We start from the raw sequence: 17,441 nt of genomic DNA on the forward strand, positions 1-17,441 counted from the left end.
TGGAATGCATGCAAAATCATTAAAAAGTCGGCTGCTTGGCTTTGCCGGAGGCGCGGCGCTCGCGGTTGCTGCACTGACAGGTGCGCACACTTCTGCTGATGCCAAGTCTTCTTTGTCATTGGGAATGGCGCTTGAACCACCTCATCTTGACGCAACTGCGGGAGCGGCGGCTGCGATTGATGGCGTGGTTTACCAGAATATCTTTCAAGGTCTGACACGCATTGGCCCAGATGGCAGCGTTTTGCCGTCACTGGCTAAATCGTGGGATGTAAGCGATGACGGCCTGACCTATCGCTTCCACCTGCAGAACGGCGTTGTTTTTCATGACGGAACACCTTTTTCTGCCGATGATGTGAAGTTTTCACTGGACCGTGCACGCGCGGATGACAGCGTAAATGCGCAAAAGCCATTGTTTGACGGGATTTCTGAAGTCGTTGTTGTTGATCCGCAGACGGTTGACATCAAACTGACCAGCCCAAGCGGAAACCTTGCTTACAACCTCGCATGGGGTGATGCCGTTATCGTTTCGCCAAAGACGGCGGAGACCAATAAAACCAAACCAGTAGGCACCGGACCTTTCAAGTTTGACCGCTGGATGAAGGGCCAGGAAATCCGGATTTCACGCTTTGACGGGTATTGGGGTGAACAACCTCAGTTGGACACAGCGTCCTTCCGTTTCATTTCTGATCCAAATGCGGCATTTGCTGCTATGATCTCGGGTGATTTGGACGCGTTCCCAGTGTATTCCGCGCCAGAAACCATTGTTCAGTTTGAAGCCGACCCACGTTTTGAAGTTGCTATTGGCACCACCGAGGGTGAGACCATTTTGGCAATGAACAACACCCGTGGTCCACTGAAAAACAAGCTTGTGCGTCAGGCGATCTCCCATGCGATCAACAAGCAGGCTTTAATTGATGGCGCCATGTTCGGTCTTGGCACGCCGATTGGAACACACTTTGCGCCGCACCATCCGGCATACAATGATCTGACAGGGCTTTACCCTTACGATCCTGCCAAAGCAAAAGAGCTTCTGGCACAGGCAGGTTATGCGGAAGGCTTCAGCGCGACGCTCAAACTGCCGCCGCCAACTTACGCCCGCCGTGGCGGTGAGCTGATTGCGTCTGATCTGAAGAAGGTTGGCATTGATCTGAAGATCGTACCGGTTGAGTGGGCGCAGTGGCTTTCTGAAGTCTTCAAAGAAACCAACTACGACTTCACGATCGTCTCTCATGTAGAGCCAATGGATATTGGTATCTATGCGCGGGACAAATACTACTTCAACTACAGCAGTGACCAGTTCAAGACGCTAATTGATGAGTTGAACGTGACTGTTGATGAAGATAAGCGCACTGAGCTTTTGAAGCAGGCACAGCAATCCATATCCGAGGATGCTGTGAACGTCTACCTGTTCCAGCTGGCGAAGACTGGTGTGTGGAACGCCAACGTGAAGGGCCTTTGGCATAACGCGCCGACGCCTGCCAATGACTTGTCACAGGTCTATTGGACAGATAACTAAAAGCACCTCGCAAATACACCAGATATTTGCACAGGGCTGCGATTACAACCGCTATCGCAGCCCTTCTCAATTGCTATTCCGGATTATTTGGTTTAAGCGGTTGCCGGACTGAGTTACCTTAGGGGTAATCCTTTTTTCTCATTGTGCAATTTGCTTGCGCCACGCAAGTTGGATTGGTTTGCGGATTTGTCCTATGCTCTGGTTTGCGTTTCTTCGCCTCATAGGCCTGCTGACAACTCTTCTGGCCGCAAGCCTCGTCATTTTTGTTGTGCTTGAAGTTCTTCCCGGCGATCCGGCTGAAGTGATGCTTGGGCTGAATGCGCAGCCTGATACATTGGCAGCTTTGCGTGCTGAGCTTGGCCTGAACGCTCCTGTCACAACCCGGTATGTCTCCTGGATTCTGGGCATGTTCCAAGGTGATTTCGGGATAAGCTACACCTACTCCGTGCCTGTTTCAGAGCTGATCAGCGAACGCATTCAAGTGAGCCTTCCTTTGGCTGCAGGCTCGTTGATCCTTTCTACTTTGATTGCAATACCGGTTGGCGTTTATTCCGCCCGGCATCACGGCAAGATCATTGATACGGGCATCATGAGCGTTGCGCAGATCGGCATAGCGGTGCCCAATTTCTGGATTGCGATCCTGCTGGTCTATGTCTTTGCCATTGTCTTGCGCATCTTGCCATCTGGCGGGTTTCCGGGTTGGGATGTGAGTGTGCTTGGGTCTCTGCAGGCACTGTTGCTCCCGGTAGTTGCGCTTGCTCTGCCGCAAGCCAGCATTCTGGCGCGGGTGATGCGATCAGCGCTGCTGGACGTGTTGCATGAGGACTATATCCGCACAGCACGGGCCAAAGGGCTTTCCAACAAAGCCACTCTCTGGAGGCATGGGGTGCGCAATGCGCTTATTCCAGTCCTGACCATTTTGGGGCTTCAGTTCTCCTTTTTGATTGCCGGGACTGTGATTATTGAGAACCTGTTTTACTTGCCGGGCTTGGGTCGGCTCATCTTTCAGGGCATTACACAGCGGGACCTCATCGTAGTGCGAAGCAGCGTCATGTTGCTGGTTGCGCTTACTATTTTCGTCACGTTTCTGGTCGATATCGCCTATGCAGCCATTGATCCAAGATTAAGGCGGCGCGCATGAACCAAGAACTCCCGAGTTATCCGCCGCCAGCTAAGTATGACGCGATATCCATCTGGAGGAAGGCGCTGCGCAGCCGCTCCTTTGTGATTGGTGCTGTGCTTGCACTTTTTGTCTTGATTGCGGGCGTTACCTCGATTTTCTGGACGCCTTACGCGATTGACGTGTTGGATGTTTCCCAGCGTTTGCAGCCGATGAGTTCTCAGTACTTGTTTGGGACGGATCAGTATGGGCGCGATATCCTTTCCATGCTGATGGCGGGTGCTCGCACTTCGATCATTGTGGCGCTGATTGCTGTGGGTATAGGCATGCTGATCGGCGTCCCTCTGGGGCTTCTTGCAGCAGCCCAAAGGGGCCTGCTTGAAGAGATGGTGATGCGCACCAATGATCTGATTTTTGCGTTTCCGTCTTTGCTGTCAGCAGTCCTTATCACCTCCATTTTTGGTCCAGGGACCATCAACGCGGTAATTGCAATCGGTATCTTCAATATTCCGGTTTTCGCCCGTGTGGCACGCGGCGGGGCGCTTGCACTTTCAGGGCGTGAGTTTTTGCTAGCCGCGCGTCTTTCCGGCAAGAGTACATTTCTGATTACCGTGGAACACGTTATTCCCAATATTGCCAATCTGTTGATTGTGCAGGCCTCCATTCAACTCTCTCTGGCGATCCTTGCGGAAGCCGGGCTGTCCTATCTTGGCCTTGGCACCCAGCCCCCGATGGCGAGCTGGGGCCGCATGCTTTATGAAGCGCAGACCATGGTTGCCTTTGCACCGCAGCTGGCACTCTATCCGGGATTTGCGATTATCTTTTCTGTGCTGGGTTTTAATCTACTCGGCGATGGCCTGCGCGATCTGCTGGATCCTAAAATGCGGAGGAGAGTGGCATGAGCGCTATCTTTTCTGCCAGAGACCTGTGCGTTTCCATCAACGGCAAGCAGATCCTGCGCGATGTGGACTTTGATCTTGAACGCGGCAAGATCCTTGGTCTTGTGGGGGAAAGCGGGTCCGGTAAGTCCATGAGCGCACTATCTGCCATGCAGCTTCTGCCTGAAGGGGCAAGCCAGAGCGGTGAGCTGAGTTTTGAGGGCAAAAACCTCACACGTGCTTCCGATCCGGAAATGACCCACATACGTGGCAAAGACATTTCCATGGTTTTTCAGGAGCCCATGACGGCCCTAAATCCGATCCGCACCATTGGTGATCAGGTTGCTGAGGGTTTGCGCTGGCATCTGAGGATCTCGCGCAAGGAGGCGTGGGAGCAGACCATTGACGTTCTGGAGCGAGTTGGGCTGGGTCCTGAATACGGTCTGATGGACCGGTTTCCTCATCAGCTATCAGGCGGGCAGAGGCAGCGTGTGGTGATCGCCATTGCCATTGCCTGTCAGCCTAAAGTGCTGATTGCGGATGAACCCACTACCGCTCTTGATGTAACCGTTCAGGCGCAGATCCTGACGCTGCTGAAGGACATCGTGAAGAAAGAGCAGATGGCTATGCTGCTCATTTCACACGATCTGGCTGTGGTGGCTGAGATGGCTGATACCGTTGCTATCATGAAGGATGGGGTGATTGTTGAAGATGGCCCAACCGGCGAGCTGTTTGACAACCTGTCCCACCCCTACTCCCAAAAACTGTTTGAAGCTTCCAACCATGTGCCGGTGCCCCGCCAAGAGCCAGTTGATGAAAGGGCACAGCCGCTCTTAAAGGTGAGTAATGTGCTCAGGCAGTACCCGCTGTCACGTGCCAGCATCTTTACACGCCGTCAATGGCACCGGGCCGTGCAACATGTTTCCTTCAGTGTGGCTCCGCGCCAAAGCCTTGGGCTGGTGGGCGAAAGTGGCTGTGGCAAGTCCACGCTTGCCCGCACCATTTTGGGTCTGACGCCCCCGGACGGAGGCAGTATTCAGTTTCTGGGTAAAGACCCTTTTGCTGTCTCGCGAAATGACCGGCGGGACCTACAGCTTGGTATGCAGGCGGTGTTTCAGGACCCTTATGGAAGCTTTGATCCGCGGCATACGGTAGAGCGCACAGTCAGCGAGCCTTTGCATCTGATGCGTAGTGACCTGTCGCGCGAGCAGCGCAGAAAGCGGGTTCATGAAGTGCTGGAGAGTGTCGGGCTTGCTTCTGCAGATGCAAACAAATATCCGCACGAGTTTTCCGGCGGACAGCGGCAGCGCATTGCCATTGCGCGGGCTTTGGTCACCAACCCAAGTCTGATTGTGGCCGATGAGCCTGTCTCTGCGCTTGATGTTTCGATCAGAGCACAGATTCTGGATCTGTTTGCGGATCTGCGCGACAGGCTGGGCATGGCATATTTGTTCATTTCCCATGATCTTTCTGTGGTGCAGGCGATTACGGACCGTGTGATTGTGATGAATGCGGGCCGCATTGTGGAAGAAGGACCGACTGGGGAGGTCTTTTCCAATCCCAAGCATCCTTACACACGTATGCTCGTTTCTGCTGTGCCGGACCTCAATGAAGCCTTGCGCAAACGCAGAAAAAAAGAGAACAAAGATACGCAGTGAATCTTATTGCCTGAGACGACCTCTTGTAGCCAGCTTTGTTAGGGTCAGGGCCGCAGCCATTGGAGATGTGTTATGACAACATCCGAGAACCAGCTTCGCCGCAAAATCATCAAAACGGCAAGTGCCTTGCAAAGCACAGGTTTGACGCATGGCACCTCTGGCAATGTGAGTGTGCGGCACAAAGACGGACTGCTGATCACCCCCTCCGGGATCGCTTACGCAGATCTTTCAATCGAGAAGCTCGTCTTCATGGACCTTTCTGGCGGCTACTATGGCGATTACCTGCCCTCCTCCGAATGGCGCATGCATTTGGACATTTATCGCAGGTATCCCGATGCCCAAGCAGTTGTGCATTGTCACTCGCCGCGGGCGACGGCTCTTTCAACGCATAACAAAGGCATTCCGGCATTTCACTATATGGTTGCAGTTGCGGGCGGCGATGAGATTAAGTGTGCGGACTACGCAACGTTTGGCACTAAGGCACTGTCCGAGGCGATGATTGCGGCTTTGGGGGATCGCAGAGCGTGCCTACTGGCGCATCACGGACAAATTACCTATGGTCCTTCCTTGGAAAAGGCATTCGGGCTTGCCGGTGAGGTTGAAGCGCTGGCGGACCAGTATCTTTCTGCGTTGGTTTTGGGAGAACCAGCACCTCTTTCTCCGACCGAGATGAAAGAGATCCTGAGGAAATTCAAAAGCTACGGCAAGCAACTGGATGCCTTAGAGGATGACGACGCGGGCGCTTTTGAGATGCCCGAACGGCGCGACTGATCCAAAGAACAGCAAACATACAAAGGCTTACGCCTTAAAGACATATAATGGGAATGGTTGGAAGATGCGGATTGGACTTGATTGGGGTGGCACTAAGATTGAAGCGCTGGCACTTTCTAATGAAGGTGAGGAACTGTTTCGCAAGCGCGTTCAGACCCCCAAGAATGATTATGATGGCTGCATTGTCGCTGTTAAAGAGCTGGTCACGGCGACCGAAGCAGCCACGGGCCAGGCGGGTACGGTTGGTATTGGCATTCCCGGTTCCATCTCACCAAGCACTGGACTGGTGAAAAACGCAAATTCCACTTGGATGAACGGCAAACCGCTGGACAAAGACCTGAGCGAGGTGCTTGGCCGCGAAGTGCGCATTCAGAACGATGCAAACTGTATGGCGGTCTCGGAATCAATCGACGGGGCTGGAGCAGGTTGCGGGGTGGTGCACGGGATTATTATCGGCACAGGCTGCGGCTCTGGTATCGCCATCAATGGCCGCCCTCACAAGGGCGCCAATGGCATTGGTGGTGAATGGGGGAACGTCACCGTGCCATGGATGCAGGAAGGCGAGTTTCCCGGTCCGCTCAACTGGACCGGACACCATGGAACTATTGACCTGCTGTGCTCTGGCACTGGCTTTCAGTGGGACTATGAGAATGCCACCGGCAAGGCCTTGAAAGGCCGGGAAATCATTGAGCTGATGCGTGCTGGTGATGAAGCCGCAACGGGGACCTATCAACGGTATGTGAGCCGACTGGGCCGCGCCCTTGCCATGGCAGCAAATATTCTGGACCCGGATTGTTTTGTGCTTGCTGGCGGCATGTCCAACGTGGATGAGATTTATAAGGATCTTCCGGCTGTCATGCGTCCCTACATCTTCTCGGATGGTTATGAATTTGATATCCGCAAGGCGAAACATGGCGACAGCTCCGGTGTACGCGGGGCTGCGTGGCTGTGGGGTAAAGGTGAGACAACGCAAGGATATGTAAACGAAAGCTCGTGAACGTCCTTTTCCTCATGCACTTCTCTTTCTATAGTCAGACCTTCCGATTCTGATTTCCTGAAAGAAATTTCCATGACAATGACAAGCCAAGAAATCCTTGCAAAGCTGGTCAGCTTTGACACGGTCAGCGCAAAATCCAATCTCCCCCTGATCAAGTGGATCGAAGAGTATCTTAGTGGTCTGGGGGTTTCGTCCTCTCTGCTGCCGGACGAAAGCGGTGAGAAGGCGAGCTTGTTTGCGACGATCGGTGGTGAGGGAACCGACGGATACGTTCTTTCAGGTCATACGGATGTTGTGCCGGTTGAGGGACAGGACTGGACCAGCAATCCATTCTCGCTGCGAGAAGATGACGGCCTGCTTTATGGTCGTGGCTCCTGCGATATGAAGGGCTTTGTCGCTTGCTGTCTGGCAAAAGTGCCGGAGATGCTCAAGGCACCACTTAAGAAGCCGTTTCACCTGATGTTCTCTTATGATGAAGAGACCGGCTGTACCGGTGTTCAGCCGGTGCTTTACAAGCTGGCGGGTGAAGGTTTTCAGGCGGAAGCATGTTTCGTTGGGGAGCCAACCGAGATGCAGGTGGTGGTTGCGCACAAGTCCAAGGGTTCATACCGCGCTGTGTTTACCGGTCTTTCCTGCCACTCCTCCCTCGCCCCACAAGGCGTCAATGCGGTTCACTATGCTGCGCGGTTTGTTACAAAACTGGAAGAGATGGCCCGGGAACTGGCAGCCGGGCCTCGTGATGACTTGTTTGACCTTCCGTTTTCGACTGCGCACACGGGGGTCATAAAGGGCGGAACAGCACTTAACATTGTGCCTGAGCACTGCGAAGTGGTTTTTGAATTCCGCGTTCTGCCAACCGAAAGCCTTCAGGCTTGCATGGATGAGATTACGCGCTACGCAATGGAGGAACTGCTGCCAGAGATGCGCAAAGTCTATCCAGAGGCGAACATTGAGTTCCTGCCGCATTCGGAGATTCCGGGACTAAACACTGATGTGGAAGCGGATGTAACCGTGCTGGCCAAGAAACTTGCTGGCCGCAACGATCACGCAAAAGTTGCTTATGGCACTGAGGCTGGTCTGGTCCAGACCATATTGAAGGTTCCTACCGTGGTATGTGGCCCGGGCAGCATCGAGCAGGCCCACAAACCAGATGAGTTCATCAAGAAAACCGAACTGGACAAGTGCGACGGTTTCCTCGACCGCCTGATCCAGCATGCTTGTGTGTAAGGCGGTTTAGGGTGCCTTTCACGATAGGGTGGAGGGCTCATGATTGCATTGCTGGGTGTATTCTTGTTTCAGGAGTTGCACCCAGTCGCAGCTTGGGTTATGAGAACCGCATGATGACTATGCAAGCGCAAAACATGCTGTGGTGGTGGCGCCGGTAACGGTGGCTGATCGCGCATGTCTTGTTGACTTGTAATTTCCAAGCCGCCGCATTCCATGCAGGCGGTTTTGTTGTATCTAACGCCTCGCAAACATCGGAAACAGGTGTGCACGACCCGGAGGATTGACCATGCCGATTACGGCAGAACGGACTTACAAGAGCAAAGGCGGGGTAATTATCCGCCGTAAAAGCCGCAATGCTGATTATGCCGCTGGTACAAGTGAATGGATGGACAAACTGGACCGTCAACGCGGGGCGGTGCTGTCTTCTTCCTACGAATATCCGGGCCGGTATACACGCTGGGATATGGCACTGGCCAATCCGCCGCTGCTGATCGAATCCAATGATCGCAAAATCACTATTCAAGCGCTGAACGAGCGTGGGCATGTTTTGATGCCTGCTGTGAAGGGTGCACTGGAGGGTCACGAAGACATCGCAGAATTTGTGGCAAGTGAGTACCGCATTGATCTGACGGTGAAGAAACCTGACCGCGCCTTTTCCGAGGAAGAGCGCTCCCGCCAGCCCTCCACGTTCTCCGTTGTCCGTGCGCTGGTTGATCTGTTTTCCTGTGATGATGATCAGCTTGGTCTTTACGGGGCGTTTGGCTACGACCTGACCTTCCAGTTTGAGCCGATTGATCTGAAGCTTCAACGTCCTGATGACCAGCGCGATATGGTGCTGTTTTTGCCCGATGAAATCCTGATCGTTGACCACTATGGCCGCAAGGCGCATGTGCTGGAATACGATTTTGAGTTCAACGCAAAAACCACCGATGGCCTGCCGCGCGATGGTGAGGAAACACCGTACAAGCCTGCCAGTGAGACACCGGGCCGTGGTGACCGTGAGCCGGGTGAATATGCGGAGCTGGTGCGCTCTGCGGTTGAGTACTTCAAGCGCGGTGATCTGTTCGAGACGGTTCCGGGACAGGTGTTCTATGAGCCTTGCGAAAACCCGCCATCAGCGGTTTCCCGCCGTTTGCAGCAGATCAATCCGTCGCCTTATTCCTTCTTCTTTAATCTGGGCAATTCCGAATATCTGGTCGGCGCTTCGCCCGAGATGTATGTGCGGGTGACTGGTGGCCGACGTGTGGAAACCTGCCCGATTTCCGGTACGATCCGCCGTGGCAAAAACGCCATTGAGGATGAAGCTCAGATCCGTAAGCTGCTGAACTCCGCTAAGGATGAAGCAGAGCTGACCATGTGCACCGATGTGGACCGCAATGATAAGAGCCGTATCTGCGTGCCTGAATCCGTGCGCGTGATTGGTCGCCGGCAGATCGAGATGTATTCGCGCCTGATCCATACGGTGGACCATGTTGAAGGCACGCTGCTTGATGGCAAGGATGCGCTGGATGCGTTCCTTTCCCACGCATGGGCGGTGACGGTGACAGGTGCGCCGAAGCGTTGGGCCATGCAGTTTATTGAGGACCATGAAAAGAGCCCGCGCGCATGGTATGGCGGCGCGATTGGGGCAGTTCTGTTTAATGGCGACATGAACACCGGACTGACCTTGCGCACCGTACGCATCAAGGATGGCGTGGCGCAGATCCGTGCCGGTGCGACCCTGCTCTATGATAGTGTCCCTGAAGATGAAGAAGCAGAGACCGAGCTGAAAGCATCTGCGGTGATCGCAGCGGTTCGCGAGGCTGGCCTGTCGTTCAACTCCGAGGAAGGAGTGGTTAAAGCACAACCCGGCGAGGGCAAGAAGATCTTGCTAGTAGACCATGAGGATAGCTTCGTTCATACGCTTGCAAACTACCTCCGCCAGACTGGAGCCGAGGTTGTGACCTACCGCAGTCCGGTGCTGGATGAGGTGTTTGAACATGTTAAACCGGATCTGGTCGTGCTCTCCCCCGGCCCGGGCTCTCCAAAGGACTTTGATTGTGCGGCTACCATTGAACGGGCAAGGGCGCGTAAACTACCGATCTTTGGCGTGTGTCTTGGCCTACAGGCGCTGACAGAAGCCTTTGGTGGAGAGCTGGATCAGCTTGATGTGCCGGTGCACGGCAAACCGTCCAACATCTCCTTTACGTCTGACTCTCTTCTCTTTGATGGGTTGAGTTCACCAGTAAGCGTTGGCCGGTACCACTCCTTGTTTGCGAAACGGGATGTGCTGCCGGATTGCTTTGACGTGACCTCAGAGACCGAGGATGGTGTGATTATGGCTATTGAGCATAAGAGCGAGCCAATTGCTGCTGTTCAGTTTCACCCTGAATCGATCATGTCGCTTGATCAGGATGGTGGCCATAGGATCATTGAAAACGTGATGGAGAAGCTTCTCGCGAAGCGCTGACTTGGCGAATTAGCCAAATTGTCCTCATCAATTAGACGCATTCAGAGGCCGGGAACGAGCGATCGTTCCTGGCCTTTTTTGTGGAATTTTGCGTAGATGATCTATCGATAAGCACTCTAGAAGCATTTTTCATCAAATCTGCAGCGCCGCGCAGCAGATCACTGCGCAGCGCGACTGAGCCCCACCTGCGCTGATTGAGATTATTGCAAGTCATTAATGCTTTAGGTTGCGTTATATGACTAATCAATGCACGATTGAGTTGAGTGGCGCAGTTTTTTTCCATGGGGGGCGATGGGCTGCAATGGCAGTTCCCCGGCGTTTTGCCCGAGGACCAACACCTATTTTTCAAGACTGCACTTTGATTTTCGAGAGTTCGCTCTCAAGGTTCACTTAAGAGGATAGAGATGACGGTACGCAGTATTTTAAGCGGCGTTTTGATGGGCGCAGCGGTTATGACCGGGACTTTTGCGACCACAGTGTCAGCAGCAGAGAAGATAACTGTGGGGGCGCTGCGCTTCACGTCTCATGCGGCGAATTTTGTTGCATTTGAGAAAGGTTATTTCAAAGACGCGGGTCTGGACGTTGAGTTCAAGTTCTTTCAGGCCGCACAACCCATGGCGCTTGCTATTGCCTCCGGTGATGTGGACTTCGGTCTGACTGCGATTTCTGGCGGTTTGATCAGCCTTGCAGACAAAGGCGCTATCAAGGTGATTGGCGGCGCGCTGCAGGAAGAAGATGGCGTTGATGGCCAGATAATCCTTGCCTCCAAAGCTGCATTTGATGCGGGCCTGAAGACTCCCGCTGATCTGGCTGGCAAAAGCTTTGGTGTGACCACCGCTGGTTCGTCCTTCCACTACATGGCGCACAAGATTGCGGATAAAGAAGGCTTTGACCGCAAAGACATCAAGATCCGCCCGTTACAGAAGGTAGGGGCTGTGATCGGTGCGCTTAAGAGCGGTCAGATTGATGCATGGTCCATCGTTCCGCATATTGCCAAGGGTCTCGTTGCCTCGCCTCAGGTGGAGATGATCGGCAAGGTCTCTGATTACGTTCCGAACTATCAGGTGACCACTGTCTTCACCTCCACAAAGAACACCAGCGACAACCCAGAGCTGGTCAAGACCTTCCTTGATGCATACTCAAAGGGTGCTGCTGACTTCAACGCCGCGCTGGTTGACCAGTCTGCAGGTGATACGGCAGCTGAGGACATGGTGAAGCTCATTCACAAGTACGTTTATGCTGACCGCCCCTTTGAGAAAGCAGCACCATCCATTCGCAATGGTGCCATGCGTCTGAATGCTCAGGCAGCTTTGAACATGACCAGCGTGGAAGACCAACTCAACTGGTTCAAAAGCGAGAAGCTAGTGCCAGCCGGTGTCACTCTCGACAAGCTGGTTGATGCCAGGTTCGTCGAGACTTTCTAATCCAACACCGCGCATTGCCCGTTGCTGACGGGCAATGCGTCCTCTCAATATCCGGTTGGATTACATGCAAATTTCCATTGAAAACCTTTCCCATGCCTACGGCTCTGTCGAGGTGTTGAGTGACATCAACCTGACCTTTGAACCCGGCGAGATCGCTGTGATTATCGGTCCCTCAGGCTGCGGAAAATCCACACTCCTGCGGCTAATGGGCGGTCTTGAAGAACCGAACCAAGGTGCATCCTATCTTGCAGGCGATGTGCCTGATGGGTGTTTAAACCCCCTCACCTACATTTTTCAGGATTTTGCCTTGCTGCCGTGGCGTTCAGTTGCGGGTAACATCTCGCTGGTGCTGGAAGATCATAATCTTTCCAAAAGCCAGAGCGAGGCTATCATCGCTGATGTGCTAGATCGCACCAATCTTTCCGAGTTTCATGATGCGCTGCCCCGGCAGCTTTCCGGCGGCATGAAGCAGCGTGTGGCCATTGCACGTGCGTTGGCGGTTCGGCCTGCCTTTTTGCTGATGGATGAGCCGCTGTCGGCGCTCGATAGTCAGACGCGTGAGCTTTTGATGGATGATCTGGTGGATCTTTGGGCGCGTGAGCGGTTCTCAGCCTGTTACGTGACCCACAACCTTTCTGAGGCTGTTCGCCTTGGCCACAAGGTAATCGTTCTGTCTCGTCGTCCGGGCAAAGTTCGTGGTGTTGTGGACATCCGCATGCCGCTTGAAGAGCGACGTGAGCGTGCTGCAGAGCTTGAAGATGTGCAACAGAAGCTGTGGCAGATGATGCGCGAAGAGGCTCTTGCCGCTGATAGGGAGCTTGCCAATGTCTGATCTATTGGAACCTGCAGAGACTGCGCAGGTAAAACGGCAGAAGGTTCCGTTTCGCGGCGGCGGGTTTAAGCCGCGCCCAATACGGTTTGTGGCTCCACTTGTATTTCTTGCACTTATTCTTTTCTGGGAACTCGGGTCACAAACCGGCGTCATCAGCAATCTGGTTTTACCTGCACCTTCCGAGGCTTACCGGGCCTTTGTGGAGCTTTTTCAGTCGGGCTTGTTGTGGAAGCATGTGAGCACAAGTCTTTACCGGCTGGTCTTTGGATGGAGCATCGGCACAGCACTCGGCATTATGGTTGGTTTGCTGATCGGCCTATTTTCGCTGGCCCGTGCAAGCCTTTTGCCGCTGACGTCTGCGTTCTTTCCGATCCCGAAGATTGCGCTACTGCCGCTTTTCATCATCTGGTTTGGCATTGGCGAAGGGTCTAAGGTCGCAACAATCCTGTTTGGGACCTTCTTTCCAACCGTGATCGCCACCTATGGGGGTGTTGATAATGTGGAGCGCGGGTTGATCCGTATGGGGCAATCCTTTGGCATGAGCTGGCTTTCTATCGTGCGCAAGATCATTTTGCCCGGCGCGTTGCCTGCCATACTTTCTGGTGCCCGCATCTCTGCGAGCATTGCGATTATCCTGCTTGTTGCTGCTGAGATGATTGGCGCAGAGTATGGCATTGGCGCTTATGTACTGATGGCAGGATCGTTATTTGCCACAGATCAGCTGATCGTCGGCGTTGCCATGCTCTCTGTTTTGGGGCTCTGCGTCAGCTGGCTGATTGGCCGGGCTGAGAAAGCCCTTTTGAACTGGCGCGGCTGAATTCGCAGAGAACTAACCCTCGCAGAGCAAATCTTCGAGGGTTAGAATACTAGGCAACGCTGGCGTTACACGCATCCTTGAAATGCACCTCAAACACGCTTACCCAGCCGTTGTTGTAACTCTCACGCATTGCGGAGCCCACTTCACCGAGTTTTTCCCAATCATGGTGGCTCAGGACCACCTTTGTGCCCTCCCCATCCTTCTCAAAGGTCACATCAACGCAGGTTGCCATGCTCTCCGGATTGTTGATGTGCCAGAGAATGGAGAGGGCTTTGGGCGGCTGGTAGAGCTTAATGGTGCCCCAGTCATAGCGGGCGCCATCCTTTGCGACTTCATAGAGCTTGCCGCCCTGCTGCTGCTCGCAGAAGACATCAGGCAGCACGCCGCTATCCAGTGCGGATACTGAGTGGGTTTGTGTTGGCCACCATTTGCTCAGGTCCTCTACGAAGACTTTGAAGGCCTTTTCCGGGCTACAGTCCACTTTGATCATCTTCACCACTGGTGTGATCATTCCCCATCTCCTGTTGGTCGGCAATTTCATTTGCAAAAGCGTTCAGGACATCCTCCCAGAACTGATCAAGGTAATCACGCAGTGGCGTAATGCCGTCACGCCTTACTGCGTAATACCTCGAGGTTCCGCGTTGGTGTACTTCCACCAAGCCAGCGCGCTGCAACACCTTCAGATGCTGCGAGACTGCTGGTCTGCTGACGCCTTTTGTTTCAGACAACGCTTTGACATTCTTTGGACCTGCTCGAAGATCCTCAAAGATCTTACGTCGTGTGTCATCTGCCAATGCGTGAAGAATCTCTTCGTAAGCCATAACTTACGGTAAGTTTATACTTACACTTTGTCAAATACCAGTTCATAGGGTTACAAGATTGTGCTGTCAGTTGGACCTTGAACTACTCCCGCCAAAAATTATAGCTGGCCTGCGCTTATGGTTTAGCTCTATTGTTTCGCGGAACTCATTATTAAACAAGGATGGTAGTGGGCAGGAAAAAGGCATATTGCGGCCTTATCTCAGTCCTGATGCCTTTTATCAGAAGAGGACTTGTCATGGTTTTGCGCATAAACGATACGATCCCTAATTTAACCGTTTCGACTGATCATGGAGAGATAAATCTGCATGATTGGGTTGGGGACGGCTGGGCCATCATTTTTTCTCATCCTAAAGATTTCACACCGGTTTGCACCACAGAATTTGGCGCTGTTGCCCAGTTGGGTCAGGAATGGGCTAAGCGAAACACCAAGGTTCTCGGTGTCTCGGTGGATGGTGTTGAGGACCATAAAAAGTGGAAGGTCGATATTGAGTCTGTCGGCGGGGCGAAACCTGAGTTCGCGATTGTCGCAGATGCCGGATTGGAGATGGCAAAAGCCTTCGACATGTTGCCAGCCGAGTATGTCCTGCCGGATGGCCGCACACCTGCTGATTCCGCCACCGTGCGTTCCGTGTTCATCATTGGACCAGATAAACAAGTGAAGCTGATGATGACCTACCCCATGACAGTGGGTCGCAACTTTGCGGAGATCCTGCGCGCATTAGATGGATTACAAATGTCCGCTAAAGGCGTTGCAACGCCAGCCGACTGGACTGTTGGCGAAGATGTGATCGTACCCCCGGCGGTGACTACAGAAGATGCTGAGAGCAAGTTCGGCACTGTAAAAACGGTTCTGCCTTATCTTCGCTATGTACACGCACCGAGCTAGTAGCTCCTGAGCGCGTTCCGCCAATAAAAAGCCCCGCGAAGATGATCTTCGCGGGGCTTTTCTCATTTGTTATTTCACTGAGACTTAGTCAACCTTACGGACGGCACCTTTGGAGGCGCTGGTTGTCATAGCTGCGTAAGCTTTCAGTGCGGTAGAGACCTTACGGCTGCGCTTTTCAGATGGCTTCCAGGCCTGATCGCCTTTTGCTTCCATCGCAGCACGGCGATGGGAAAAATCTTCATCAGAAAGGCGCACTTCGATCTTGCGGTTTGGAATGTCGATATCGATGATATCGCCTTCGTGAACCAGAGCGATGTTGCCGCCTTCAGCGGCTTCCGGCGAGACGTGGCCGATGGACAGGCCAGAAGATCCACCTGAGAAGCGGCCATCAGTAACCAGCGCGCAAGCTTTGCCGAGGCCTTTGGACTTGAGGTAGCTGGTTGGGTACAGCATTTCCTGCATGCCCGGACCACCGCGTGGGCCTTCGTAGCGAATGAGTACGATATCGCCCTCTTTCACCTTGCCGGTCAGGATCGCGCTTACAGCTGTGTCCTGAGATTCAAAGATACGCGCCGGGCCGGAGAACTTGAGGATGCTTTCATCCACGCCAGCCGTTTTCACGATACAGCCGTCTTCGGCTAGGTTGCCATAAAGCACGGCCAGTCCGCCATCCTGCGAGAACGCATGCTCTTTGTTACGGATCACTCCGTTTTCGCGGTCGTCATCAACACCTTCCGCGTAGCGGGAGCTTTGAGAGAAAGCGACCTGCGTCGGGACGCCACCTGGTGCGGCGGTGAAGAACTCACGAACGCTTGCGCTGTTGGTGCGTTTGATGTCCCAGCGTTCAAGTGCCTCTGCCAGATCTTTAGCATGAACGGATTTTACCGAGGTATCGAGCAGGCCTGCGCGATCCAGCTCGCCCAGAATACCGAGAATGCCACCAGCGCGATGGATGTCTTCCATGTGCACGTTTTCGATAGACGGTGCCACCTTACACAGCACGGGTACAAGACGTGACAGGCGGTCAATGTCTTCCATGGTGAAGTCCACTTTACCTTCCTGCGCTGCAGCCAGCAGGTGCAGAACGGTATTGGTGGAGCCGCCCATTGCAATATCCATGATCATTGCATTTTCAAAGGCTTTGAAGTTGGCAACGTTGCGCGGCAGAACGCTTTCGTCTTCCTGCTCATAATAGCGTTTTGCCAGATCCACGATCAAGTGACCGGCTTCAACAAACAGACGTTTGCGGTCTGAGTGGGTTGCCAGCGTTGTGCCGTTGCCCGGAAGAGCCAGACCGAGAGCTTCCGTCAGGCAGTTCATGGAGTTTGCGGTGAACATACCGGAGCAAGAACCACAGGTTGGGCATGCGCTGCGCTCAATGCTTTCCACATCACTGTCAGAAACGTTGTCATCGGCTGCGGCGATCATTGCGTCGACAAGGTCGATTTTGCGTTTTTCACCGTTCGCAAGCACAACTTTGCCCGCTTCCATCGGACCACCGGATACGAACACGGTCGGGATGTTCAGGCGCAAGGACGCCATCAACATGCCCGGGGTGATCTTGTCACAGTTGGAGATACAAACCATGGCATCGGCGCAGTGGGCGTTGACCATGTATTCAACGGAGTCCGCGATCAGCTCGCGGGACGGCAGAGAGTAAAGCATGCCGTCGTGGCCCATTGCGATGCCGTCGTCGACTGCAATGGTGTTAAACTCCTTGGCAATGCCACCGGCTTGCTCAACCTCACGGGCGACGAGCTGACCGAGGTCTTTCAAATGCACGTGACCAGGCACGAACTGGGTGAAGGAGTTGACGATTGCAATAATTGGCTTACCGAAGTCATTTTCCTTAACACCGGTTGCACGCCACAGGCCTCTGGCGCCTGCCATGTTGCGGCCGTGTGTTGATGTGCGCGAGCGATAGTTTGGCATTGGAAACCCCAATCTGGCGACTATGTTCTTTTACTTATTGCCGTATAGTTAGTACCTATAAATCAACTTGGCAACTTTTCTGCAGCTTACAACACTCAACGGGAAAAGAGTA

The 17,441-nt window shown here is 53.6% G+C and carries 15 protein-coding genes; 12 read left to right on the forward strand and 3 right to left on the reverse strand.

Annotated elements, in window-relative coordinates:
• Nucleotides 1-4: 4 nt before the first annotated feature.
• From IE076_RS01880 to IE076_RS01930, 11 genes are all read left to right on the forward strand, one after another.
• Nucleotides 5-1,516 carry an ABC transporter substrate-binding protein gene (locus IE076_RS01880; RefSeq protein ID WP_189434846.1) on the forward strand — a complete coding sequence of 504 codons (1,512 nt, stop codon included), beginning with the start codon at nucleotides 5-7 and terminating at the stop codon, nucleotides 1,514-1,516.
• A 193-nt stretch (nucleotides 1,517-1,709) separates the two neighbouring features.
• Entirely contained in the window at nucleotides 1,710-2,657 is a 948-nt protein-coding gene (locus tag IE076_RS01885) for an ABC transporter permease (RefSeq protein WP_189434848.1), read from the forward strand.
• Nucleotides 2,654-3,538 (forward strand): ABC transporter permease, encoded by an 885-nt coding sequence (locus IE076_RS01890; RefSeq protein ID WP_189434849.1) that lies wholly within the window; start codon nucleotides 2,654-2,656, stop codon nucleotides 3,536-3,538. Before IE076_RS01885 ends, IE076_RS01890 begins: the two co-directional genes overlap by 4 nt.
• On the forward strand, nucleotides 3,535-5,172 hold the full coding sequence (locus IE076_RS01895; RefSeq protein WP_189434850.1) for an ABC transporter ATP-binding protein: 1,638 nt from the start codon (nucleotides 3,535-3,537) through the stop codon (nucleotides 5,170-5,172). The genes IE076_RS01890 and IE076_RS01895 overlap by 4 nt, the downstream gene beginning before the upstream one ends.
• Nucleotides 5,173-5,244: 72 nt before the next feature.
• A complete protein-coding gene (locus tag IE076_RS01900) occupies nucleotides 5,245-5,943 on the forward strand; it encodes a class II aldolase/adducin family protein (RefSeq protein WP_189434852.1) in 699 nt (232 codons plus the stop codon).
• A gap of 64 nt (nucleotides 5,944-6,007) precedes the next feature.
• On the forward strand, nucleotides 6,008-6,940 hold the full coding sequence (locus tag IE076_RS01905; RefSeq protein WP_189434854.1) for an ROK family protein: 933 nt from the start codon (nucleotides 6,008-6,010) through the stop codon (nucleotides 6,938-6,940).
• Between the two features lie 72 nt (nucleotides 6,941-7,012).
• A complete protein-coding gene (argE, locus tag IE076_RS01910; protein ID WP_189434856.1) occupies nucleotides 7,013-8,167 on the forward strand; it encodes an acetylornithine deacetylase in 1,155 nt (384 codons plus the stop codon).
• Between the two features lie 286 nt (nucleotides 8,168-8,453).
• Nucleotides 8,454-10,616, forward strand: a complete 2,163-nt coding sequence (locus IE076_RS01915) for an anthranilate synthase (protein WP_189434858.1) — start codon at nucleotides 8,454-8,456, stop codon at nucleotides 10,614-10,616.
• A 404-nt stretch (nucleotides 10,617-11,020) separates the two neighbouring features.
• Nucleotides 11,021-12,040 (forward strand): ABC transporter substrate-binding protein, encoded by a 1,020-nt coding sequence (locus tag IE076_RS01920; RefSeq protein ID WP_189434860.1) that lies wholly within the window; start codon nucleotides 11,021-11,023, stop codon nucleotides 12,038-12,040.
• Between the two features lie 64 nt (nucleotides 12,041-12,104).
• Nucleotides 12,105-12,872 (forward strand): ABC transporter ATP-binding protein, encoded by a 768-nt coding sequence (locus tag IE076_RS01925; RefSeq protein ID WP_189434862.1) that lies wholly within the window; start codon nucleotides 12,105-12,107, stop codon nucleotides 12,870-12,872.
• Nucleotides 12,865-13,689, forward strand: coding sequence for an ABC transporter permease (locus tag IE076_RS01930; protein ID WP_189434864.1), 825 nt, complete (start codon nucleotides 12,865-12,867; stop codon nucleotides 13,687-13,689). The genes IE076_RS01925 and IE076_RS01930 overlap by 8 nt, the downstream gene beginning before the upstream one ends.
• Nucleotides 13,690-13,738: 49 nt before the next feature.
• Here IE076_RS01930 and IE076_RS01935 read toward each other — a convergent pair whose 3' ends face one another.
• Nucleotides 13,739-14,200 (reverse strand): SRPBCC family protein, encoded by a 462-nt coding sequence (locus tag IE076_RS01935; RefSeq protein WP_189434866.1) that lies wholly within the window; start codon nucleotides 14,198-14,200, stop codon nucleotides 13,739-13,741.
• Nucleotides 14,160-14,510 carry an ArsR/SmtB family transcription factor gene (locus IE076_RS01940; RefSeq protein WP_189434868.1) on the reverse strand — a complete coding sequence of 117 codons (351 nt, stop codon included), beginning with the start codon at nucleotides 14,508-14,510 and terminating at the stop codon, nucleotides 14,160-14,162. The genes IE076_RS01935 and IE076_RS01940 overlap by 41 nt, the downstream gene beginning before the upstream one ends.
• 236 nt (nucleotides 14,511-14,746) lie before the next feature.
• On the opposite strand from IE076_RS01940, the gene IE076_RS01945 reads away from it, so the two are divergent.
• Nucleotides 14,747-15,397, forward strand: coding sequence for a peroxiredoxin (locus IE076_RS01945; protein WP_189434870.1), 651 nt, complete (start codon nucleotides 14,747-14,749; stop codon nucleotides 15,395-15,397).
• An 84-nt stretch (nucleotides 15,398-15,481) separates the two neighbouring features.
• Here IE076_RS01945 and ilvD read toward each other — a convergent pair whose 3' ends face one another.
• Nucleotides 15,482-17,329, reverse strand: coding sequence for a dihydroxy-acid dehydratase (gene ilvD / locus IE076_RS01950; RefSeq protein ID WP_189434872.1), 1,848 nt, complete (start codon nucleotides 17,327-17,329; stop codon nucleotides 15,482-15,484).
• Between the last annotated feature and the right edge of the window lie 112 nt (nucleotides 17,330-17,441).

This window comes from Pseudovibrio japonicus (assembly GCF_014651595.1).
Lineage (GTDB): Bacteria > Pseudomonadota > Alphaproteobacteria > Rhizobiales > Stappiaceae > Pseudovibrio > Pseudovibrio japonicus.